Source organism: Rhizobium sp. SRDI943 (assembly GCF_057653695.1).
The window spans coordinates 2,803,766-2,826,886 of the sequence record NZ_CM172787.1 but is presented as its reverse complement, the minus strand read 5'-3'; the positions used below and the strand labels follow the sequence as shown (position 1 = coordinate 2,826,886).

At 62.5% G+C, this 23,121-nt stretch carries 20 protein-coding genes and 1 other RNA gene; 12 read left to right on the top strand and 9 right to left on the bottom strand.

Going from position 1 to position 23,121, the window contains the following annotated elements:
• Positions 1-48: 48 nt before the first annotated feature.
• Both AC245Y_RS14665 and AC245Y_RS14660 read left to right on the top strand, forming a co-directional pair.
• Entirely contained in the window at positions 49-1,047 is a 999-nt protein-coding gene (locus AC245Y_RS14665; RefSeq protein ID WP_012758249.1) for a flagellin N-terminal helical domain-containing protein, read from the top strand.
• A gap of 213 nt (positions 1,048-1,260) precedes the next feature.
• Positions 1,261-1,926 (top strand): YiaD family glycine zipper/OmpA-like lipoprotein, encoded by a 666-nt coding sequence (locus AC245Y_RS14660; RefSeq protein WP_026157423.1) that lies wholly within the window; start codon positions 1,261-1,263, stop codon positions 1,924-1,926.
• 49 nt (positions 1,927-1,975) lie between these two features.
• Here the strand turns inward: AC245Y_RS14660 and AC245Y_RS14655 are convergent, their stop codons facing one another.
• On the bottom strand, positions 1,976-2,383 hold the full coding sequence (locus AC245Y_RS14655; RefSeq protein ID WP_017994698.1) for a DUF2000 family protein: 408 nt from the start codon (positions 2,381-2,383) through the stop codon (positions 1,976-1,978).
• A gap of 45 nt (positions 2,384-2,428) precedes the next feature.
• Between AC245Y_RS14655 and AC245Y_RS14650 the strand changes: the two genes are divergently transcribed.
• Positions 2,429-3,340, top strand: coding sequence for an AraC family transcriptional regulator (locus tag AC245Y_RS14650; RefSeq protein WP_017994697.1), 912 nt, complete (start codon positions 2,429-2,431; stop codon positions 3,338-3,340).
• On the opposite strand, the gene AC245Y_RS14645 is transcribed toward AC245Y_RS14650, so the two are convergent.
• Positions 3,300-4,394: an AbrB family transcriptional regulator gene (locus AC245Y_RS14645; protein ID WP_017994696.1), complete on the bottom strand. Its 1,095-nt coding sequence runs from the start codon at positions 4,392-4,394 to the stop codon at positions 3,300-3,302. The two genes, AC245Y_RS14650 and AC245Y_RS14645, sit on opposite strands and share 41 nt — an antisense overlap.
• Before the next feature lie 247 nt (positions 4,395-4,641).
• Positions 4,642-5,544 (bottom strand): LysR family transcriptional regulator, encoded by a 903-nt coding sequence (locus AC245Y_RS14640; protein ID WP_012758244.1) that lies wholly within the window; start codon positions 5,542-5,544, stop codon positions 4,642-4,644.
• 92 nt (positions 5,545-5,636) lie between these two features.
• Here AC245Y_RS14640 and AC245Y_RS14635 point away from each other — a divergent pair, with 92 nt between their 5' ends.
• From AC245Y_RS14635 to AC245Y_RS14625, 3 genes are all read left to right on the top strand, one after another.
• Entirely contained in the window at positions 5,637-6,671 is a 1,035-nt protein-coding gene (locus AC245Y_RS14635) for an aldo/keto reductase (RefSeq protein ID WP_017994695.1), read from the top strand.
• A 162-nt stretch (positions 6,672-6,833) separates the two neighbouring features.
• Positions 6,834-8,246, top strand: coding sequence for an FAD-binding oxidoreductase (locus tag AC245Y_RS14630; protein WP_012758242.1), 1,413 nt, complete (start codon positions 6,834-6,836; stop codon positions 8,244-8,246).
• A 201-nt stretch (positions 8,247-8,447) separates the two neighbouring features.
• Positions 8,448-12,164, top strand: coding sequence for an AsmA family protein (locus AC245Y_RS14625; RefSeq protein ID WP_017994694.1), 3,717 nt, complete (start codon positions 8,448-8,450; stop codon positions 12,162-12,164).
• 92 nt (positions 12,165-12,256) lie between these two features.
• Here AC245Y_RS14625 and AC245Y_RS14620 read toward each other — a convergent pair whose 3' ends face one another.
• The 4 genes from AC245Y_RS14620 to ssrA form a co-directional block, all read right to left on the bottom strand.
• Entirely contained in the window at positions 12,257-12,481 is a 225-nt protein-coding gene (locus tag AC245Y_RS14620) for a ribbon-helix-helix domain-containing protein (RefSeq protein ID WP_017994693.1), read from the bottom strand.
• 168 nt (positions 12,482-12,649) lie between these two features.
• Entirely contained in the window at positions 12,650-12,844 is a 195-nt protein-coding gene (locus AC245Y_RS14615; protein ID WP_017994692.1) for a DUF4169 family protein, read from the bottom strand.
• A gap of 50 nt (positions 12,845-12,894) precedes the next feature.
• Positions 12,895-13,410, bottom strand: coding sequence for an SspB family protein (locus tag AC245Y_RS14610; protein ID WP_017994691.1), 516 nt, complete (start codon positions 13,408-13,410; stop codon positions 12,895-12,897).
• Positions 13,411-13,537: 127 nt separating this feature from the next.
• Positions 13,538-13,900, bottom strand: a transfer-messenger RNA (tmRNA) gene (ssrA, locus tag AC245Y_RS14605).
• 111 nt (positions 13,901-14,011) lie between these two features.
• Here ssrA and AC245Y_RS14600 point away from each other — a divergent pair.
• The 5 genes from AC245Y_RS14600 (at position 14,012) to AC245Y_RS14580 (ending at position 19,449) form a co-directional block, all read left to right on the top strand.
• Positions 14,012-14,806, top strand: coding sequence for a thymidylate synthase (locus tag AC245Y_RS14600; RefSeq protein ID WP_012758237.1), 795 nt, complete (start codon positions 14,012-14,014; stop codon positions 14,804-14,806).
• A 13-nt stretch (positions 14,807-14,819) separates the two neighbouring features.
• Positions 14,820-15,338 carry a dihydrofolate reductase gene (locus AC245Y_RS14595; protein WP_017994690.1) on the top strand — a complete coding sequence of 173 codons (519 nt, stop codon included), beginning with the start codon at positions 14,820-14,822 and terminating at the stop codon, positions 15,336-15,338.
• 148 nt (positions 15,339-15,486) lie between these two features.
• Positions 15,487-16,569, top strand: coding sequence for an FtsH protease activity modulator HflK (gene hflK, locus AC245Y_RS14590; protein WP_012758235.1), 1,083 nt, complete (start codon positions 15,487-15,489; stop codon positions 16,567-16,569).
• A 3-nt stretch (positions 16,570-16,572) separates the two neighbouring features.
• Positions 16,573-17,523, top strand: a complete 951-nt coding sequence (gene hflC / locus AC245Y_RS14585; RefSeq protein WP_017994689.1) for a protease modulator HflC — start codon at positions 16,573-16,575, stop codon at positions 17,521-17,523.
• A 198-nt stretch (positions 17,524-17,721) separates the two neighbouring features.
• Positions 17,722-19,449 carry a Do family serine endopeptidase gene (locus AC245Y_RS14580; RefSeq protein WP_017994688.1) on the top strand — a complete coding sequence of 576 codons (1,728 nt, stop codon included), beginning with the start codon at positions 17,722-17,724 and terminating at the stop codon, positions 19,447-19,449.
• 333 nt (positions 19,450-19,782) lie between these two features.
• Here the strand turns inward: AC245Y_RS14580 and serB are convergent, their stop codons facing one another.
• Positions 19,783-20,673 carry a phosphoserine phosphatase SerB gene (gene serB, locus AC245Y_RS14575; protein WP_017994687.1) on the bottom strand — a complete coding sequence of 297 codons (891 nt, stop codon included), beginning with the start codon at positions 20,671-20,673 and terminating at the stop codon, positions 19,783-19,785.
• On the opposite strand from serB, the gene miaA reads away from it, so the two are divergent.
• Entirely contained in the window at positions 20,672-21,568 is an 897-nt protein-coding gene (gene miaA / locus AC245Y_RS14570; RefSeq protein ID WP_017994686.1) for a tRNA (adenosine(37)-N6)-dimethylallyltransferase MiaA, read from the top strand. The two genes, serB and miaA, sit on opposite strands and share 2 nt — an antisense overlap.
• Here the strand turns inward: miaA and pdxR are convergent.
• Positions 21,565-23,067 carry a MocR-like pyridoxine biosynthesis transcription factor PdxR gene (pdxR, locus tag AC245Y_RS14565; RefSeq protein ID WP_210162545.1) on the bottom strand — a complete coding sequence of 501 codons (1,503 nt, stop codon included), beginning with the start codon at positions 23,065-23,067 and terminating at the stop codon, positions 21,565-21,567. The genes miaA and pdxR overlap by 4 nt on opposite strands.
• Positions 23,068-23,121: the final 54 nt, after the last annotated feature.

Below are 23,121 nucleotides of genomic sequence, written 5' to 3'. Positions count from 1 at the left end.
CATTTCTTGTGCAGTTTGCGTCCTGTTGTGTTTTTGGAGTTTAGTTCCGTGAGTATTTACCAGCGCGTCTCGGTGGATGCGGCGCTTCATGTGCTGCGCGATATCAACCGTAATATGGCGGTCACGCAAAACCACATCACGACCGGTATGCGTGTGGCAAAAGCCAGCGACAATGCCGTCTATTGGTCGGTCGCCACCACTGCGCGAACCGACAACAAGGCGGTTTCGGCGATCCAGGATGCGCTTGGTATGGCGGCGGCGACGATGGGAACGGCCTATACCGGCGTCCAGAACGTCATCGATGTCGTCTCTGAGATCAAGGCCAAGCTGGTTGCCGCGACCGAAGACGGGGTCGACAAGGACAAGGTCAATGAAGAGATCAAGCAGTTGCAGGAGCAGTTGCGCAGCGTCTCCGAGGCGGCGACTTTCAATAGCGACAACTGGGTGGTTCTCAACAACGATGCGACACCGACGCAGCCGCGCCAGATTCCGGCCTCCTTCATCCGCAATGCCGACGGGACGATCTCGGTCGGCATGCTGAGCTATCATATCGACACGACGCCGAGCGGGAGCACGACCTCTAAGGACGCACGCTACCTGATCGACGATCGCGCCACCGGTTCGGGCGAATACGGCGTGCTGACATCGGCCTATTTCGCCACCGAGCTCGGCGCGTCGCAGGACTACGTGCTGATGCAGAGCAAAAACGGCACGACCACAGGGCAGGTAGTGATTTCGCTCTCGGCTAGCACGACGAAAGGACAGGTCGGCGAAATGATCAGCGTCGTCGATGCCGCGCTGTCGCAGCTGACGACGGTCGGTTCGGCCTTCGGCGCGTTGGAGAAACGCATCAACCTGCAGAACGACTTCGCCACGAAACTGCACGACAACAATGCCACCGGCATCGGCCGGCTTGTCGATGCCGACATGGAGGAGGAGTCGAGCAGGCTCAGGGCGCTGCAGACGCAGCAGCAACTCGGCCTGCAATCGCTGAACATCGCCAACGCAACCTACGATACGGTGCGGCAGTTGTTCCAGAATTTCTAAGTGTGCGATCCCACTCTCTGTCATTCCTGTGACGAGCACAGGAATGAGGGAGGAGAAGTGGACGGTCATCCGCTAAAACTGGTGATATCAGCGCAATCCCGCAACATGGCTGTGTTTCGGCGCCCGAATTTGCCCTATCAGGAGAACATCTTCATTTTCTTGCCGCAATCCTTGCCATTTGCTCGGATCAGTCGAACGGAGACCGTCCTGTCCATGATCAAAAAATTCGTACTTCTCGCTATTGCCGCAAGCTATCTCAGTGCCTGCACAACGACCGATCCCTATACCGGTGAACAGAAGGTTTCCAATACGGCGGGTGGTGCTGCGCTTGGCGCCCTCGGCGGTGCTCTCGTCGGCGTGGCCGTCGGTGGTGGCGGCCACGGCAAGCGCAATGCGGCGTTGATCGGCGCAGGCGTCGGGGCTCTCGCCGGCGGTGCGGTCGGCAATTACATGGACCAGCAGGAATCCGAGCTTCGCGCCCAGCTCGAAGGCACCGGCATTTCGGTGACCCGCAACGGCGACAACATCATTCTTAACATGCCGTCGAACATCACCTTCGACGTCGATCAGGACGCGGTGAAGCCGGGCTTCTATCCGACGCTGAATTCGGTGGCGATCGTGTTGCGCAAGTTCAACCGCACGCTGATCGACGTCAACGGCCATACGGATTCGACCGGCAGCCTGCAGCACAATCAGGACCTGTCGCAGCGCCGCGCGCTTTCGGTTGCCGATTATCTCGGCGGTCAGGGCATCGACCAGCGCCGCGTCTCCGCCGTCGGTTTCGGCCCGTCGCAACCCGTCGCCTCCAATGCGAGCGAGGCCGGCCGCGCGCAGAACCGCCGCGTCGAGATCCAGATCGCGCCGATCACGCAGGGCTGAACCGAATTTTCTGCCTTTGAAACGGCCGGGCTTAGCCCGGCCGTTTCTGTTAGTGCTGCATCGTGGCGCCCTTGGTGATCTTGTCGACGATCTTCTTTTCGGCGCGCAGCGCGATGCCGACCACCTTGGCGTCTTCAGGCGCAAATTCTGCGAAGACGGCGCGGTTGGCAGCGTCGTGGCCGGTCGCAAACATCTCCTCGATGAACAGCGAGCTGGTGATATCGCGCTCCAGCGCGCGGCGGTGAACTGCTGATATCGTCGCCTCGTCGGCGGAGAGCACGATGATCGGCTGGATCGATAGCGGATTGTAGAGATTGCCGGCGCGGTCCTTGTAGGCTTCGCCGATGATCTCGGGATGCCGGCCGGCGATGCCTGTCATCAGGAAGGCGGTGACGTTCAGCTTCTGCCAGCCGGCAAGATTGTTTCGCAGGACGACGGCAATTTTGGTATCAAACATCGGACGGTCTTTCACCTATCTACGGGTTATGGAGTATCGGGCGCGTTGAACCAGGACTTACATCCGCAGGTCTTCGAAGGTCTTGAACGTTTGTGCGCGGGACCATCCGGCAACGCCATCCTGGCTGCGCCGGCCTTTCCCGGCATCGAGCGCATCGAGGCGCAGTTCTCCGGCAATGCTTTCGAGCCGCATCGGCACGACACCTATGCACTCGGCGTGACTCTGAAGGGGGTACAGACCTTCCGCTATCGCGGCGTGCGGCGCTTCAGCCTGCCGGGGCAGGTGATCGTGCTGCATCCCGACGAAGAGCATGACGGCGGGGCGGGGACCGAGGATGGGCTGCACTACCGCATGCTCTATCTGGAGCCGTCGCTGCTTCTTGAATGCCTGGAAGCGGATGGGGTCGGCCTGCCTTTTGTCGATGAACCCGTTATCGGCGATCCTGCGCTGGCGGGCGTGCTGCTGGCAGCACTCGGCGAACTTGACCGCGAACTGGACGAGCTTTTCGTCGACGATTTCGTATCGCGGGTGACGGGCGGGCTGTCACGGCATGCGCGCATGCCGCGCCGGCCGCTGGGCCTCGTCGCGTGGCGGCAGGCGCGGGCAGCGCGGGATTATCTTGAGGCACATGCGACCCGGGCAGTGTGCTCGGGGGAGCTGGAAGCGGTGACGGGGCTCGACCGCTTTGCGCTGTCGCGGCATTTCCGGGCGGCCTTCGCCACCAGCCCGCATCGCTACCTATTGATGCGGCGGCTGCAGCGGGCGCGGGCGATGATCGGTGCGGGCGAGGGGATTTCCGATGTGGCGGCGGCGACCGGCTTTGCCGACCAGAGCCATCTCAACCGCCATTTCAAGAAGGCCTACGGCATGACGCCCGGCCAATGGGTAGCACTCACGCATAACCCCAAACAGGGCATTAGACTGGATTTTCCGCAAGGCCGGAACGGCGTGCGATGAAGCGGGCGAGCATCGGGCCGATCATCAGGATCACCAGGAAACGGCCGGTCTGCATCGCCATCACGAAGGGCACGTCGACATCGCTGGAGGCGGCGATGATGGCGACGGAATCGGCGCCGCCAGGGCTGGTGGCGAGATAGGCGGTCAGCGGATCTATGCCGGCGAAGACGTGAAGCGCCACGGCCATGCAGCCGCAGAGCGCCATCAGCAGCACGATGCAGGCCGATACCCTCGGCAGGGCGCGCGCCACGTGCTTGAGGATCGAGCGAGTGAACCGCAGGCCGATGCTCCAGCCGACCAGTGCATAGGCGATGGCGAGCAGCCACATCGGTAACTCAATTTTCACGAGGCCCATGCCCTGCAGCAAGGCGCCGAGAAAGAGCGGCACGATGATCGTGCCACCCTGGAGGCGCAGGCGCCAGACGCCATAGGCACAAAAGGCGGCAAAAGCCATCGTCGCCGCAAAGGCCGGCCAGTCGATCTCGGGAAAGAGGACAAGCGGCGGCGGCTCGGCGCCATCGGCTGCCACCCACAGGCGCGAGATCACCGAGGCGCCGACGGCGACGAAGACGACGCGCAGATACTGCATGAATGCGACGAGACGGGCATCGGCGCCATAGGCTTCCGACATGATGACCATGGCGGAGGCGCCGCCCGGCGAGGAGCCCCAGACCGCGGTCGTACCCGGCAGCACCTGCCAGCGCGTCAAAAGCCAGCCGAGGCCGGTGGCGATGGCGATGACCGAGAAGATGAACAGCAGAAAGAGCGGTGCGTCTTTCGCCATGGTGCCGAGAATGTCAGGGGTGATGGTGCGCGCCATCATCAGGCCGACCAGGACCTGGCCGAACTGCAGCGGCCAGAAGGGCACGCGAAGCTTTCCCTTGCCGACGGTCAACGCCAGTGCGATTGCCGCGACCATCGGTCCGCTCAGCAGCGAGGCCGGCAGAGCAAAGAGTTCGAGGAAGACGACGAGAGCAGTCGAAAGTGCCAGCAGCAGCGCCCATTTCGCCAGGCCGGAATCCCGCAGCAGGCGGCTTACGTCGCAGAATGACATGATCCCCGTGTCTTTCCTGGCCGGCGCCAAGCCCTGAGGCTGAGGGCTCCGGCATGACGAAGAAATGCCGGCTACAAGAGCCGGCTGGCGCGGGTCCGGTATAGGCGGGGGCGAGGCGGGCGGTCAATTGCGAAATCTGGCTTCTCGGTGCCCTATAATGCGAAACTGATTCATGCGACCGCTTCAAGTCGTTGTTTTTATGCATGTCACCTTTACAAAGCCGCTGCACGGTTTTGGGCGGGGTGCCTCAGAAACGTACATGGCTGGCGAGAAAATCGAGCAGTGCGCGTACACGCGCCGGTAGCGGGCCGCCCTGGCCCATATAGACGGCATAGAACTCCTCGAGATCGTCAGGATTGGCCTCTTCGAGCACCGGCACCAGGCGGCCGGCATCGATATCGGCGCGCACGGTGAAGGCGGCGAGCCGGGCAAGGCCGGCGCCTGACAAAGCGAGGTGACGCATGGCTTCGCCGTCTCCCACCTGCAGGCCCGGGGTGATCGGGATCATCACCGTTTCGCCACCTTCGCGCAGCGACCAGCCCTCGATGGCGCGGGCGTAAGAAAAGCCGATGCGGCAATGGCGGCGGAGATCGGCGATCGTGAGTGGTTTGCCATGACGCGAGAGATAATCCGGTGCTGCGACGATGATCTTGCCGGTGGCGCCAAGTTTGCGAGCGATCAGGCTGGAATTCTTCAAGGGGCCGGCGCGGATTGCGACGTCGGCACGCTCCTCCATCAAGTCGACTATCCTGTCGGTATGGGAAATATCCAGCGTCACGGCTGGATGAAGCGCCATGAAGGCCGGCACGAGCGGCGCCAGCACATGATTGCCGAAAGAGCCGCTGGTGTTGATGCGGATTCGGCCTGAAGCCTGTTCACCTGTCGAGGCCTGACGTTCAGCCTCGGCGATATCGGCAAGGATGGTGATGCTGCGCTCGTAGAAGGCACAGCCTTCCGGCGTCAGCTGCAGCTTTCGGGTAGAGCGGTTGACGAGGCGGACGCCGAGGCGGGTCTCCAGCCGGGCGACGAGCTTGCTGACAGCCGACGGCGTCATGCGCCGGGCCGTGGCGGCGGCGGAAAAACCGCAGCGCTCGACGACACTGACGAAGACTTCCATTTCGCCGGAGCGGTTGATGTCCTGACGGCTCATGATGAATTCAAGTCACAGATGATTTGCTTAGGGGCAATCTATATCATCGGGCGACCAAGGTCTATCTCATAGGAAATACAGGAGACAGATCCATGGACTACAGAAATCTCGGCGCCTCCGGCCTCAGAGTGCCGGTCTTGAGCTTCGGCGCCGGCACATTCGGCGGCAGCGGGCCGCTGTTCGGCGCCTGGGGCAATACCGATGCCGAGGAAGCGCGGCGGCTTGTCGATATCTGCCTCGAAGCCGGCGTGAATCTCTTCGACACGGCCGACGTCTATTCCGCCGGCGCTTCCGAGGAGGTGCTCGGCCAGGCGATCCGCGGCCGGCGAGACGCTGTGCTGATCTCGACGAAGACGGCGCTGCCAATGGGCGAGGGGCCGCAGGACTGGGGAACGTCGCGAGCACGGCTGATCCGCGCCACCGAGGATGCGCTGCGCCGGCTCGGGACCGACTATATCGACCTCCTGCAGCTTCATGCTTTCGATGCCTCGACGCCGGTCGAGGAGGTGCTGTCGACGCTCGACGGGCTCGTCGCCGCAGGCAAGATCCGCTATACCGGCGTTTCCAATTTTGCCGGCTGGGAACTGATGAAGTCGCTCGCCGCCGCTGAGCGCCACGGCTATCCGCGTTATGTCGCCCATCAGGTCTATTATTCGCTGGCGGGGCGCGATTACGAATGGGAGCTGATGCCGCTCGGCGCCGACCAAGGTGTGGGAGCCCTCGTCTGGAGCCCGCTTGCCTGGGGCCGGCTGACCGGCAAGATCCGCCGTGGCCAGCCGCTGCCCAAGGCAAGCCGGCTGCACGAGACGGCGCAATACGGCCCGCCCGTCGACGACGAGAAGCTGTTCGACATCGTCGAGGTGCTGGACGCCATCGCGGGTGAGACCGGCCGGACGATGCCGCAGATCGCCATCAACTGGCTGCTTAACCGGCCGACGGTATCGAGCGTCATCATCGGCGCCCGCAACGAGGAACAGCTTCGGCAGAATCTTGGTGCGGTCGGTTGGAGCCTGTCGAAGGAGCAGGTCGAAAGGCTCGACGCCGTCAGCACTGTCACGGCGCCCTATCCCTATTTTCCCTATCGCAGGCAGGAGGGTTTTGCGCGGCTCAATCCGCCGATTGTCTGAGGTGCGAGGGCGGCGGACTTGGCTATAGCAGCCTGCCTATAACAAAGTGGGAATGAAATCTTCTGCCAATCTTAACTGGACAGCCGCTTTGACTTGCCGCATACCCAGCCTGACCTGCGGAACACGATATGGTTTCTGCGGAATGGCAGGGAGATCAACGGGATGGCGCTGAAGGACGCGAAGGCGGGCACACGCAACGAGGCGGGAATTGCCGCGGTGCTCGGCATTCTCAAGCAGAGCTTCGGCGAGCGTTTCCAGACCGGCCAGTCCTTCCGCGAACAGCATGCCCATACGACCACTTATATCCCGCCGCAACTGCCAGACGGGGTGCTTTTCGCTGAGAGCGCCGAAGATGTGAAGGCGGCGGTCAGAGCCTGTGCGACCCACAAGGTGCCGGTGATCGGTTTCGGCGTCGGCACCTCGCTGGAGGGGCAGGTCAATGCCGCCAATGGCGGCATTTCGATTGACTTCAGCCGCATGGACCGGGTGCTTGAGGTCAACCCCGAAGATCTCGACTGCACCGTCGAACCGGGTGTGACACGCGAGGCGCTGAATATCCACCTGCGCGATACCGGCCTGTTCTTCCCGATCGATCCCGGCGCCAACGCCTCGATCGGCGGCATGGCCTCGACGCGGGCCTCCGGCACCAATGCCGTGCGCTACGGAACGATGAAGGACAATGTGCTTGCCGTCACCGCCGTCACCGCCAATGGCGAGGAGATCCGCACGGCCCGGCGCGCCCGTAAATCCTCGGCGGGCTACGATCTGACGCGGCTCTTCGTCGGCGCCGAGGGCACGCTCGGCATTCTGACCTCGGTGACGCTGCGCCTCCAGGCGATCCCCCAGAAGATTGCCGGAGGGGCCTGTGCCTTTCCGAGCATCAAGGCCGCCTGCGATGCCGTCATCATGACGATCCAGATGGGCATTCCGGTGGCGCGTATCGAGCTGCTCGACACGGTACAGATGCGCGCCTGCAACGCCTATTCAAAGCTCTCCTATGCCGAAAGCCCGACATTGTTCCTCGAATTCCACGGCACCGACGAGACGGTGCCGCTGCAATCGGCAGCCTTTGCCGAGATCGCCGCCGAATGCGGCGGCGGCGAGTTCCTGTGGACAGCCAATGCCGAGGAACGGACGAAGCTCTGGAAGGCACGCCACGACGCCTATTGGGCCGCAAGGGCGCTGGCGCCCGGGCTTGCCGCACTTTCGACCGATGTTTGTGTTCCGATATCGAGGCTCGCCGATTGTGTTTCCGAAACGCAGGCGGATATCGAGGAACACGGGCTGTTGGGGCCGATCGTCGGCCATGCCGGCGACGGGAACTTCCATGTGCTGCTGTTGTTCGACGACAAGAGCGCCGAAGACATCGCCATGGCCGAGAGCTTCGTACAACGGCTCAACCGGCGGGCGCTCGACCTGGACGGGACATGCACCGGTGAACACGGGATCGGGCAAGGCAAGATGGCGTTTCTGGAACAGGAGCTCGGCGGCGCGGTGGATCTGATGCGACAGGTGAAACAGGCGCTCGATCCGGACGATATCTTCAATCCCGGCAAGATTTTCCACCATGGCTGAAACGGAACATTCTCATGAAGTTGGGTCTTGCCCCCGGCATGATTAGCGCTAGAACAAGATGATGTTAGGCAGGCTCGCCCTGAAATCTGAATCCTGTTCTCAAATAAAGAGTTAGAGCATGATGTCGTCCGAAAACCGCTCACACTTTTCGGCATCATGCTCTAGTGTCTGCAACAGAATCCCGAATGGAGACGCTTTGCATTGGTAGGCCGGTTCCTCGTCTTTCTGGGGGGAGTGATCGTCGTAGTGCTGTTTGTGGCGCTGCTTGCGCCGCTGTTCATCGACTGGACGGACTTCCGCAAGAATTTTGAGGATCAGGCAAGCCGCATTATCGGCAAGAAAGTCACCGTCTACGGCACCGTGGATGCGCGCCTCTTGCCGTTTCCATCGGTGACGCTGCATGACGTGCGCGTCGGCCAGGAAGCAGACGGCACGCCGATCGTCAAGGTCGAGCAGTTCTCCATGGATGCGGAGCTCGCACCTTTCCTGTCGGGCGAAGCGCTGATCTTCGACATGCGTATCGTCAATCCGAAGGTGCGCTTGAGATTGCTCAAGGACGGCACGCTCGACTGGATGCGCGGCAGCCGCGCGGAAATACCGGCAAGGACCGTCGTCCTCGAAAACGTGCATGTCAGCGGCGGCGAGGTCGAATTCATCGACGATCAGTCGGGTCGCTCGCGTCGCATCACCGGCCTCAACGCGGAAATGTCGGCAAAGTCGCTGGCTGGTCCCTGGCGCATCGAGGGCGACGCTGCGCTCGACGGCGAGCACGGCGGCTTCTCGATCTCGAGCAGTCAGCCGGACGAGAACGGCGTGCTGCGCATGCGCACGAGGCTTTCGCCGGACAAGCACCCTGTCAGCGTCGATCTCGACGGCGAGCTGAAGCTCGTCGACAGCAAGCCGAACTATCAGGGCCAGCTTTCGGCCGCGATCGAAATCCGCAACAGCGCCAAGCCCGCCAACAAGAAAGAGCAGCCGCCGCGCGTCAAGGGCCGCTTCGAGCTCACCAATGAACGTATCCGCATCCCCGAATACCGGATGGAGATCGGCCCGACAGACGATCCCTACGTCATAACCGGCGAGGCGACGCTCGATACCGGCAATGCGCCGGAATTCCTGTTGACCGCCGACGGCCAGCAGATCGATGTCAACCGCATCGGCAATCAGGGCTCGGCCGGCAAGACGACACGGGATCCCGCTGTTTCGGCGCGCCAGCGGTTGAATTCGCTGATCGATATCGTCGCGCAGGTGCCGATCCCGCAGGTGCCGGGCAAGGCGAGCGTCAAGCTGCCGGCAATCGTCGCCGGCGATACGACGCTGCGCGACGTACAGCTGGAGCTCGAACCGGCCGGCACCGGCTGGCTGATCGACAGCGTCACCGGCACGCTGCCGGGACGCACGCAGGTAGAGGGCAAGGGCAAGCTCCTGCTTCAGGGCGAGCCTTCGTTCAACGGCCAGATCCTGGTGGCCTCCAGCCAGCCGACGGGGCTAGCCTCCTGGCTAGCCGGCTCGGTCGATCCGGCTATCCGGCAATTACGGCAGGCGGGCTTTTCCGCCAATGTCAGCCTGACGCATGAATTGCAGCGTTTCGAAAATCTCGAGATCGCCATCGGACCGGCGACGCTGAAGGGCCGGCTGGAGCGCCAGGCGATCTCCGGCCAGACGCCGACGCTATCGGTGGCGCTGAACGGCGATACGCTCGATCTTGACGCGCTACAGGCGCTGAGCGGGCTCATGACCGGCCAGGATGCCGGCGACAACGTGCTCGACCACAAGATCGCCGCCCAGCTCAAGGCCGACAAGTTCACCGCCTTCGGCGTCGACGCCGAGAATGTCGAGACCACCTTTACGATTGCCGATGGCGCGCTTGCCGTCGACCGGCTGTCGATCAAGAATATTGCAGGCGCAGAGCTGACGGCGACGGGCAGGGCGGAAGGTTCGCTGCTCGACTACAAGGGCGCGGGCGAGATCACCTTCAAATCGGCCGATCCCGGCGGCTTCTTCACCATGCTGCGCGAGCACCTGCCGCATCACCCGGTGCTTGACCGGCTGGTGCGCAATGCCGGCTGGTACGGCAATACGGCGCTTCGCGGCGCGCTGACGCTTGGCGGCGACGAGGGCAATGCGCTGACGGTGACGCTTGCCGGCGTGGCGAACGGCAGCCGCGTCAATCTCGACTACCGCATGTCCGACCTCCTGGCGCTGACCGGCAATGGCACGACGAGCCTCGAGGCGACGCTCGAAAACGCCGTGCCATCAGTCCTGTTCGGCCAGGCCGGGCTCGATCCGCTGCCGGTCGATGTCGGGGCCAATGGCCGCCTGACGCTGAAGGTGAAGGCATCGGGCAACGATCCCGCCGATGCGGGGCTGACCTTTGCGACCGACCGGACCTCGTTCATGGCCAACGGCAAGATCGATGTCCGGCCGGAGACCTTCATGAACGGCGAGATCGCCCTTTCGCTCGACAGCGCCGATATCGACCCCTATCTCATCATGAACGGCATCGCCCTGCCGCAGACCGGAACCGGGCTGCCGTTCGGTCTGCAGGTCAATGCCGCCATCGATAGCGACAAGATCGTCTTTTCGGATCTCAAGGGGCATGCGGCCGACAACGAATTTTCCGGTGCGCTGACCTTCGACCGGAAGGCTGCGAAGACGACCGCGAGTGGCGGGCTGACGCTCTCCAAGGCCGATGCCGGCTGGCTCGGCGAGGCGGTGTTCGGCCAGATCGTCGATCCCGCCAACGGTCAGCTGGCGACGGCGCCGCTGGGGCTGCCCGTCTTCAAGGATCTCGACGTCAACGTGAAACTGACGGCCAAGCAGTTCTGGCCGGGCCTTCCGGAAACGGCGGTGTCGGACTTCACCAGCAACGTTGCCTACAAGGGCGACGAGCTGCAGCTCAACGACATGGCCGGCAATTGGGACGACGGAAAGCTCTCCGGCAACCTGCTTTTCACCAATGCCAACGGTACCGGTTTCCTGCAGACGAAGCTTGCGCTTGCCGATTCCGATCTTTCCGGCGTCGTCTGGCTGCGCGACGGAGCGCCGATCGCCAACGGCAAGTTCGGATTGTCGCTGTCGATGGAGGCTTCGGGCAAGACGATCGGCGAGATCGCCAGCTCGCTCAATGGTTCGGGCGAACTGAGGCTCGGCGATACCAGCATACGCGGGCTTAACCTTGCCGTCCTTCCGCCGCTGCTTGCCGCAACCGATACGATGCAGGAGCAGATCAATGCCGGCAAGGTGCATCCAATCATCGAGACGCTGCTCAGCAACGGCGAGGCGAAGCTGCCGCCGCTCGGCATCCCCTTCAACATCGCCGACGGGACGCTGAGGGTGCAGAATGTCACCGTCGCCAACGATCTGGCCCGCATCACCGCCGATGCGCAAATCGCACTGCCGGAAGAGCGGATCAGCGCGACTCTGGGCGTCGGGTTCAATCCTGGCACGGAAGCGCTTTCCGGCGCCGAGCCGGCGCTCCGGCTGAATTTTTCCGGCATGCTGCCGTCGCCCGGCAAGACGATGGATGTAACCGATATCACCAGCTTTCTGTCGCTGCGCGCCTTCGAGCGCGAGCGCCGGCGTGTCGAGCGGCTGCAGGCGGTCGTGCTCGAAAAACAGCGGCTGCGCCGCGAGGTGGCGCTCTACCGGTTCAACGACGCTGAGCGCATCAAGGCAGCCGAGATCGAGAAGCAACGGCAGGCGGAGGAAGAGCGGCTGCGCGCGCTGGCGCAGAAAGCAGCCGCTGAGAAGGCTGCTGCCGAGGCGGAGGCCGCACACGCGGCGGAAGCCAAAGCGAAGGCGGATGCGGATGCGCAGGCGAGGGCCGCCGCAGAGGCGGAAGCAGCACGGCGCAGCGGGCAAGCGCAGCCCGGTCCGCTCAATTTCGACCAGTTGCCGGGCGTTCAGGCGCAGTGAAAGTGCATAGAATTTGATTCATGCAAGACGCTTCAGGCCTTTGTTTTCATTGATGTCGTCCCAAATCGCTACGCGATTTTAAGCAACATGCTTCAGGGCTGGTGGCTGGCGCCGGCCTTCAGCCAGGAAAGCACATGCAAGCGCAGCGCTGAGGACAGGTTGCTGTCCGGCGGGCGGTGGTCGTCGATTTCGGAGATCAGGGCGGCGAGCGGTATCGAACGGGCTGCGGCAATCGTCTTCAGCTCAGTCCAGAACTCATCCTCCAGCGAGAAACTGGTGCGATGGCCGTGCAATGTCGCCGAATGCTTGCGGATCATGGAGCGCCTTCACATTCCGATTGGAGCGCCTAGAGCGCCGCGCGTCCGCGAGCACGCGCTAAGGACGTTCTGTCAAAGCATGCGTGGGTCGGCAGATCGATTCAAGGAAACCGCGCAAGTGGCTGATCGCAGGTTCCATTCCGGCTCTTCGAGTTTTGCGTGAAACCGTCACGCGCCGTCGTCATCGGTCTCGATCCGGCCGTCGCGATGGGATTTGTCGGCCTTGTCGTTCAGGCTGCGGGTCAGTTGCTTTTCGGCCTTGGTGCGGCCGAAGGAGATGCGGTTCTGTTCGGCCTGCTTCTCCTGTTCGGAGCGAGCCTGCTTCTTGCGGAACTGGCGCAGATTGATGATTTCGGCGCTCATGCGGTTGCCTGGATTCCCTATGAAAAAGGGAGGCTTGGCCTCCCTTCAAATCACTGCTTCTTGCGGAAGGAGTCGAGCGAGACGACGGAGCCCGGTTTCTTCTCCTCGCCGTCGGCGGATTTTGCACCGCCGGCGTCATCGGGCTTTCCGGCCGCATCCACCGGATAGGCGGTGATTTCGCCGGACGGCAATTCCTCGCCATCGGCGAGTGGCACGTCGAACTCGAGCTCGAAGTTGACGGAGGGATCGTAGAAGCCGCGGATCGCATTGAATGGGATGACCAGCTTTTCCGGAACGTCCGAGAAGGAAAGACCGATCTCGAAATGCGTCTCGGTGATCTTCATGTCCCAGAACTGGTGCTGTATGACGATAGTCATCTGCTCGGGGTATTTCGACTTCAGGTGCTGGGAGATGCGCACACCGGTCGCGCCAGTGAGGAAGGTGATGAAGAAGTGATGATCACCGGGCAGGCGGCCCGTGGCTGCGACTTCCGCCAATACCTTGCGGATGACGCCGCGAAGTGCATCCTGTGCCAGAATGTCGTAGCGGATATGATCCTGCCCCATGCTTTTCCTGTCTTTCGTCGGTTCGGAGTCTTTTCACAAGGTTGTATGCCACGTCCGGGCGCCTTGGGAAAGACCGGAGCCGAGTCACGTTTTTAAGCAGCATACATGATTTCGGCGGCAGGGAGAAGGTGAAGGCTTCTGTTGCCAGGTGCCTTCGGACCCCGCCTAGAGGTGCGAACCACTAGGACTTTATTTGAAGTGTCACACCGCGATTAAGCAGCGAGACGAGCTTCCGCATAGTTGTCGTTTGCAACTACAATTTTAGCCCGATAACGGCGGTACAATGCCGAGCAAAAAGACGATCTTTACACCCTTGTCGATCCTGTTTCGCCCCCATCAAAAGCCGGCCTTTAAGACCGCCGGTTTTTGGTGGAGGCGCCGGGTACCGCCCCCGGGTCCAATAGGTTTATTACACCGCTCATTTATCGCCATAGCCGGCCCGAAAGCCGGCAGGGTTGATATAGGGGTTTCCTCAGCACAAGGAAAGGGCAAACGTCATAAAAGCGTTATGCGCCCCATCAGAAACATTGGGAAAATACCCGGCGGTGATTGGTTTCCCGGTTCCGAAGGCTTAAATTGGCCGAAACGGAATCAGCGCGACATGAAGCAATATCTCGATCTCTTGAATCATGTGATGGAAAAGGGCTCCGACCGGGGCGACCGCACCGGCACCGGCACGCGCTCGGTCTTCGGCTACCAGATGCGCTTCGACCTCGAAGAGGGCTTCCCCGTCCTCACCACGAAGAAGCTGCATCTGCGCTCGATCATTCACGAGCTTCTCTGGTTTCTGAAGGGCGAGACGAATATCCGATATCTCAAGGAAAACGGCGTTTCGATCTGGGACGAATGGGCCGACGAAAACGGCGATCTCGGGCCGGTCTACGGCGCCCAGTGGCGCTCCTGGCCAGCGCCGGATGGCGGCCATATCGACCAGATCGCCAATCTCGTCAAAGGCATCGTCAACAATCCGAATTCGCGTCGCCACATCGTTTCGGCCTGGAATCCGGCCGAAGTGGACGAAATGGCGCTGCCGCCCTGCCATTGCCTGTTCCAGTTCTATGTGGCTGACGGCAAGCTTTCCTGCCAGCTCTACCAGCGGTCGGCCGATATCTTCCTCGGCGTGCCCTTCAACATCGCCTCCTATGCGCTGCTGACGATGATGGTCGCTCAGGTGACCGGGCTGAAGCCCGGCGATTTCGTTCACACGCTCGGCGACGCTCATCTCTATCACAACCATTTCGACCAGGCGAAGCTGCAACTGGCGCGCCGGCCGAAGCCGCTGCCGTTCATGCGCATCAAGCCTGATGTGAAGGACATTTTCGGCTTCACCTTCGACGATTTCGAGCTGATCGGCTACGAGGCCGATGCCAGCATCAAGGCGCCGATCGCCGTCTGATCCGGGACATTCCATGGCCGACATCCGCAGGACCATTATCGCCGCCGTTGCCCGCAACGGCATTATCGGCCGTGACGGCGACATGCCGTGGCGGCTTTCGAGCGATCTCAAGCGCTTCAAGGCGCTGACATTGGGAAAGCCTGTGGTGATGGGCCGCAAGACCTACGAGTCGATCGGCAAGCCACTGCCGGGACGGCCGAACGTCGTCATTTCGCGGCAGGCAGCGATAGATCATCCTGATGTCTCCATGACGCATTCGCTGTCCGAGGCGATAACGGCGGCCGAAAGGCTGGCGCTCGAAACCGGCGTCGACGAGATCTGCATTCTGGGCGGCGGGCAGGTCTATGCCCAGGCGATCGGTCTTGCCGACCGGATGTGCATCACGCATGTCGAGGCCGATCTCGACGGAGACGCGTCGTTTCCCGTGATTGATCCCGATATCTGGCAGGCAGGGGAGGCGATCGCGGTTCCGGCCGGCGAGAAGGACAGCTATCCCACGCGCTTCGTCGTCTACGAACGCGGACGCGCCTGAAAATGAACTATTTTCCAATTAAATTGACCAAGTTTCTCACGTTGCGTTGAAAGCCGGTGCGGCGATACTTATAACGGTCACCAACGCATCGGCCGGTCAGCCCCCACGGTTTCGCATGCGTGGAGACTTAACGAACAACGAGGTTTTGATGCCCTGGAGCAATCAGAATGGCGGCGGCGGCCCTTGGGGCGGCGGCGGCGGTAATAATCAGGGACCATGGGGACAGGGGCCGAACCGGCCGCGCGGTGGCGGCGGCAAGGGCGGACCGCCTGATCTGGAAGATATCATCCGGCGCGGTCAGGACCAGCTGCGCAACATCATTCCCGGCGGATTCAACGGCGGCGTGGCGGTGATCGTCGTGGCGATCGTCGCCGTCTTCTGGCTGATCCAATGCATCTACGTCGTGCAGCCGGACGAACGCGGCGTCGAACTGCGGTTCGGCAAGCCGAAGGAAGAGATTTCCATGCCGGGCCTGCATTTCCATCTGTGGCCGATGGAAACGGTGGAGACGGTCAAGGTGACCGTGCAGCAGCTGAACATCGGGGCGACTTCGGCATCGTCTTCGAACGGCCTGATGCTGTCCAGCGACAAGAGCGTCATCAACGTGCAGTTCGCGGTCTTCTACACCGTCAGCGATCCCAAGGCCTATCTCTTCAACGTCGAAAATCCGGCAGAGACGCTGCAGCAGGTTTCCGACAGTGCCATGCGTGAAATCGTCGGCCGGCGTCCGGCGCAGGACGCCTTCCGAAGCAATCGCCAGCCGATCGAAGTGGATGTGCTCAATATCCTGCAGGATACGATGAACCGCTATGGCGCAGGCGTGACCGTGACCGGCGTGACGATCCAGAACGTGGCACCGCCGCGGGAAGTCGCCGATGCCTTCGAAGAAGTGCAGCGTGCCGGCCGTGACCGCGACAGCACGATTGAAGAGGCCAATCGCTACACGAACCAGAAGCTTGGTCAGGCGCGAGGCGATGCGGCCAGAATCCGTGAAGATGCAGCCGCCTACACGGACCGTGTGGTGAAGGAGGCCGAAGGTGAAGCGCAGCGCTTCACGGCGATCAACGACGAATATTCCAAGGCGCCCGACGTGACCCGCAAGCGGTTGTACCTCGAAACGATGGAGCAGGTGCTGAAGAACTCCCGGAAGGTCATCATCGACGAGAAGCAGGGTGTCCTGCCCTACCTGCCGCTCAATGAGCTCGGCAAGCCGGCGCAGCAGGGAGGTTGAGTCATGACATCGAACAGACTTCCCATCATTCTTCTCATCCTCGCCATCGTTTTGGTCGGGCTCTATTCGTCCATCTTCGTGGTGAATGCACGTGAGCAGGCCATCGTCGTCCGTTTCGGCCAGATCCAGTCGGTCAAAACCGAGCCGGGCATTTATTTCAAGCTGCCCTTCGGCTTCATGGATGCCGACCGCGTTCAGCTGGTCGAAAAGCAGGCGCTGAGGCTCGATCTCGACAATATTCGCGTTCAGGTCCAGGACGGTCAGACCTTCGACGTCGATGCCTTCGTGATCTACAACATCTCGGATGTCCGCCGCTTCCGCGAAACGGTATCGGGCGATCGCGAAGCCGCGGAAGCGCGGTTGAGGGCCCAGCTCGATTCATCGCTTCGTCGCGTCTACGGTCTGCGTGACTACAATGCTGCGCTCTCGGAAGAGCGTGTCGCGATGATGCTGGAGATTCGCGACGACCTGCGCACAGATGCCGAAAATCTCGGCCTGCATATAGACGATGTTCGTATCCGCCGCACCGACCTTTCGCCGGAGGTTGCGCCCAACACCTATAATGCCATGCGGTCGGAACGTCTCGCCGAGGCGGAGCGTATCCGTGCGGAGGGTAATGAGGAAGGCCAGCGGCGCCGGGCCGTCGCCGACCGTCAGGTCGTCGAGTTCACCGCAGGCGCCCAGCGCGATGCGGAAATCCTTCGAGGCCGGGGCGATGCGGAACGCAACCGCGTCTTCGCCGAAGTCTTCAGCAAGGATCCAGCCTTCTTCGAGTTCTATCGCTCGATGGCGGCCTATTCCTCCGCTCTCTCGTCACAGGATACGACGCTGGTGCTGTCGCCGAATTCGGAATTCTTCCGCTATTTCGACAATTCCGCCGGCACCCTGCAGTCGGCAAATCCGGCCGCACCGGTTCCGGCAGTTCCCGCCGCACCGGCCCAGCCGGCGAACTGACAGCGGGGAAACGACCCCGACAATCTGGAAGGGCCGGCCCGAGCGCCGGCCCTTTTTTCGTGGAATGATTGTGATGATCCGGCTGTTGCGAGGCCACGTCACATTGCACGGGGATTTCGCGAAAAGGTGATTTCGCCCTCCATCATTCCGCCTTATGCTGATGCTCAATGTGCGCATGCACCCTTATGAGGAAGCTTGATGGCCCCCACGATTCGCTCGCCCTTTAGACGAACGCTCGCGCTTATGGCCAGCGCTGCAATTCTTGCGCATGCCGGCATGAACGGGGTCGCCTATGCCCAAACCGCTCCTGAGACGACGGCACCTGGGGTTACGGCACCCGCTGCTCCGGAAACGGCTGCTCCCGCTCCTACACCTTCCGCACCCGCCGAACCGCAGCAGACGGTTCCGATCCAGGCCGCCATGCCCAACAACGGCCCGGCTTCCGTCGCCGATCTCGCCGAGGGGCTGCTCGACGCCGTGGTCAACATCTCGACCTCGCAGAATGTGAAGGACGATGAGGGTGCAGGCCCGGCGCCGCGCGCGCCCGACGGTTCGCCTTTCCAGGAATTCTTCAACGATTTCTTCAACAAGCAGCAGGGCAACAAGGGCGGCAACCACAATGTCAGCTCGCTTGGCTCCGGCTTCGTCATCGATCCGGCGGGCTATATCGTCACCAACAACCACGTGATCGAGGGTGCCGACGATATCGAGATCAATTTTGCCAATGGTTCGAAGCTCAAGGCGAAGCTGATCGGCACCGATACGAAGACCGATCTTTCGGTGCTGAAGGTCGAGCCGAAGGCGCCGCTGAAATCCGTGAAATTCGGCGATTCCGGCACGATGCGCATCGGCGACTGGGTGATGGCGATCGGCAATCCGTTCGGCTTCGGCGGTTCGGTGACGGTGGGCATCATTTCCGGGCGTGGCCGCAACATCAATGCCGGCCCCTACGACAACTTCATCCAGACGGATGCGGCGATCAACAAGGGCAATTCCGGCGGCCCACTCTTCAACATGAAGGGTGAAGTGATCGGCATCAACACGGCAATCATTTCGCCGAGCGGCGGCTCGATCGGTATCGGCTTCTCTGTGCCGTCGGAGCTTGCTTCCGGCGTCGTCGACCAGCTGCGCGAATATGGCGAGACGCGGCGCGGCTGGCTCGGCGTGCGCATCCAGCCGGTGACCGACGATATCGCCGACAGCCTCGGGCTCGACACTGCAAAGGGCGCGCTGGTCGCCGGTGTCATCAAGGGCGGCCCCGTCGATGACGGCTCGATCAAGGCGGGCGACGTCATTTTGAAATTCGACGGCAAGACCGTCAGCGAAATGCGCGACCTGCCGCGCGTCGTGGCGGAAAGCACGGTCGGCAAGGAAGTCGACGTCGTGGTGCTGCGCGACGGCAAGGAGCAGACCGTCAAGGTGAAGCTCGGCCGGCTCGAGGACAGCGATCAGGCGGCAGCATCCGACGATGCGGCGCCCGACGGTTCGCAGAGCGACGGCGGCGTGATCACCCCGGACCCCGGCGAGAATAATGACATGGACCAGCCGGATTCAGGCGATCAGGCTAAGCCTGCACCTGATTCACCCGACCAGCATAAAGGCCAGGTGTCGCCGGATGCGGCCACGCCGAAGAACGTGCTCGGGCTGTCGCTGTCGCTGTTGAGCGCAGAGACGCGCAAGGCCTTTGGCATCGCCGAGAGCGTCGACGGCGTCGTCGTCACAGAGGTGACGCCCGGCTCCGCCTCGGCCGAAAAGGGGCTGAAGCCCGGCGACGTGATCGTCGAGGTGGCGCAGGAGTTCATGAAGTCGCCGGATGCGGTCGCAGCCAAGGTGCAGGCGCTGAAACAGGAAGGCCGCCGCAACGCCCAGCTGATGGTCGCATCGGCGAATGGCGATCTGCGGTTCGTGGCGGTGCCGATGGAATAGGGGAGCTAGGCGGTAGTGAATTTGCCGCCGTGGTCTCCAACTCTCCCTCATTCCCGTGCTTGTCACAGGAATCCAGTGCGCCCAAAGTCCCTGGGCTAAGAAGACTCTACTCTCTTGGCGTAAATCATTCACCGCGCAGACGCGCGGTGGCTGGATTCCTGTGACGAGCACAGGAATGAGGGCGGAGAGGGTGTGCCGGGCGGCCTTTCGAAACGGGGCCGTTGGCCTAACGGTCCGGAGGTGACAGGCTATTTGGCGGGTTTATGGAGGTTGCCCTTCCGTACGTGGCACCGGCGATCAGCCCCGATTTCGGGAATATCGCTGGTATCGCCTTCAAGCCGTCACGAAATCCGTCTTCCGGTAGCCCTGAATGTAGAGCAGGGCGGTTAGATCGCCGTGGTTGATGCGCATCTGCGCCTCGGCGGCAACAGCGGGCTTGGCGTGGAGCGCAACGCCGGCGCCGGCGAGGTGTAGCATGCCGAGATCGTTGGCGCCGTCGCCGACGGCCATCGCTTCTTCCGGCGAAATGCCGAGGCGAGCCGATATTTCGTTCAGCGCATCGACTTTCGCCTGCTTGCCGAGGATCGGTTCGGCGACGAAGCCGGAGAGAATGCCGCCGTCTTCGAGCAGCGTGTTGGCACGGTTCTCGTCGAAGCCGAGGGTGGCGGCGATGCGGCTGGTGAAGACGGTGAAGCCGCCGGAGACAAGCGCGGTGTAATGGCCTTTCGACTTCATGGTGGCAAGCAGTTCCGGCCCGCCGGGGGTGAGCGTGATGCGCTTGGCGATGACCTCGTCGACGACCGATATCGGCAGCCCCTTCAGCAGGGCGACACGCTCACGCAGGGCAGGCTCGAAAGCGATCTCGCCGTTCATGGCGCGAGCAGTGATGGTCGCGACCTTCTCCTTCAGGCCGACTTCGGCGGCGAGTTCATCGATGCATTCCTGGCCGATCATCGTCGAATCCATGTCGGCGATCAGCAACTTCTTGCGGCGGGTCTCTTGCTCCTGGATAACGAGGTCGATGGGCGCGCTTGATATGACGGCAAGGATATTGGCCTCGGCCGTCTGCGCATCGGTGCCGTCGCGCAGCGCGATGTCGCAGGCAACGCCATCGGCCAGCCAGTAGAGACCGGAAGCGTTCACGGCCTCGGCCGCCCTTTCGGCGATTTCGGGTGTCAGCACGGGATTTGACGGATTGGCAACAAGCGTGGCAACGAGGGCCATGATGGAAAACCTTCTGAGCACAGTGAACGCGATCCTGATAACCGGGCCGACCGCCAGCGGCAAGTCCGCGCTCGCCGTCGAATTGGCCAAGCGTCATGATGGCGCGGTTGTCAACGCCGACAGCATGCAGGTCTACGACACGTTGCGCGTGCTGACCGCGCGCCCATCGGAAGAGGAGATGCAGGGTGTGCCGCATCATCTTTACGGCCACGTGCCGGCAGGTGCGGCCTATTCCACAGGCGCCTGGCTGCGGGATGTCTCGGCACTACTACCGGCGTTGAGGGGCGCGGGACGGCTGCCGGTCTTCGTCGGCGGCACGGGGCTTTATTTCAAGGCGCTGACCGGCGGTCTCTCGGATATGCCGGAGATACCGGAGGTGCTGCGAGAGAAACTCAGGACGCGGCTGCTGGAGGAGGGGCCCGACGGGCTCCATGCCGAACTCGCCGAGGCCGATCCCGCCATGGCGGCAAGCCTCAACCGCCAGGACGGGCAGCGCATCGTCCGGGCGCTCGAAGTGATGAAGGCGACGGGGCGGTCGATCGCCGATTTCCAGGGCCGGTCGGGACCGGTGATCATCGACGCGGCTGAGGCCCGCAAGATCGTCGTGCTGCCGGACAGGGCTGTGCTGCATCAGCGCATCAACGGGCGTTTCGAAAAGATGCTGCAGCAAGGCGCGGAAGATGAGGTACGGGCGCTGCTTGCGCTTGACCTGCCGGCGGAGGCGCCTGTGATGAAGGCAATCGGCGTGTCGCAGATTACGGCGATGGTCAGGGGCGAGATGATGCGCGGCGAGGTACTGGAGAAGGGTGCTGCGGCGACGCGGCAATATGCCAAGCGGCAAATGACATGGTTCCGCAACCAGATGGACGATAGCTGGGAACGGCTGACGGCTTAGGCTTGTTGCGGACCTCCCGCTCCAGACATCTGCTGGCTCAGCAGCTTGACGAGTTCGCTAACCGCCGCCTGCAGCTGTTCCGGCAGAAATCCGCCGAAGCCCAGCATCAGGCCGGGGCGCGCCGGCCGCGCGGCATACATCGGGGAGATCGCACGCACGGCGATGCCGGACAAGAGGGCGCGGGCTGCGAGTTGCGCGTCGTCGACCTCTCCGGGCAGCCATAGGAGAATATGCATGCCCTGGTCGCTCTCCTGAACGCGACAGCCCTCAGGCAAGGCCCGCTCGAGCGCCGAAAGCAGAACAGCGCGGCGTTCGGCATAGAGGCTACGGATGCGCCGGATGTGCGCTTCGAAATAGCCTTCCCGCATGTAGGCCGCCAGAACGTGCTGTTCGGCGATCGGCGAATGCCGGTCGAGAATGGCGCGGGCGCCGGCAAAGGCTTCCGCCAGCGGAGGAGGGGCGATGACGTAGCCGAGGCGCAGGGAAGGAAAGAGCACTTTGCTGAAGGTGCCGAGATAGATGACGCGTGACGGACGCAATCCCTGCATCGAGGGAAATGGGTGTCCGGCATAACGCAGCTCGCTGTCGTAGTCGTCCTCGACAATCCAGGCGCGATTTTGGTCGGCCCAGGCGATCAAGGAATTACGCCGGGCCATGCTGAGCGGCATTCCGATCGGATATTGGTGCGACGGGGTGACGAATGCGGCGCGCGCCTGCGGACATAGCTCGAGGCCGCGTTCCACGTTCATTCCCTGTGCGTCGACCGGCAGGCGGTGCATTCGTACGCCGAGATCGTCGAGCACTGCCGTTAGGCCGGGATAGGCCGGGTCCTCGGCCCATACCGCATCGTCACGCGAGAGAAGCACCCGGCCTGCCATATAGAGGCCTTGCTGGGTGCCTGACGTGATGATGACCTGTTCCGGCTCACAATGAACGGCCCGCGCGCGGCGGACGTGGTCGGCAATGGCAAGCCTGAGTTCGAGCAAACCCATAGGATCGTGGTAACCAGAGGGTGCGGCTTGTCGCGACGCGCGCACGCGGTTGCCGAGACGGCGCCAGTTGTCGTCGGGCGCAATGCCACAAGCCGGGACGGCGATGGCGAAGGGAACGGGCGGGTGCGGGGTGAGCGCACGGGCGATGGCAATCAGCCGGGCAGCCTGGGAAGGCAGATCGACGGCATCCGCGGTAGATGGCACAGCCGGTGCAAGCGGGGGCGCCGGCGTGGTGTCCATCAGATCGGTGGCAACACGGGTTCCGGCTCCGACCCGCGCTTCGAGATAGCCTTCAGCGGTCAACTGATCGAACACCTCGACAACGGTGCCGCGCGCGATCTCCAGCGAAGCCGCAAGGCTCCGCGTCGAAGGAAGGCGTTCTCCCGACCTCAGCTCACCGCGGGCGATCGCGTTCCGCAGGGCCTGTGCAAGCTGGCGACTGACATTGGCCGTTCGCTCGATCGCTTTGAGCGATGGTATTTCGATGGTGCTACGCCGTTTGGACATCGCAAAATGGTCCATAGAAATTATTCAAAATGGAGCTTCATGGTGGACCAATTT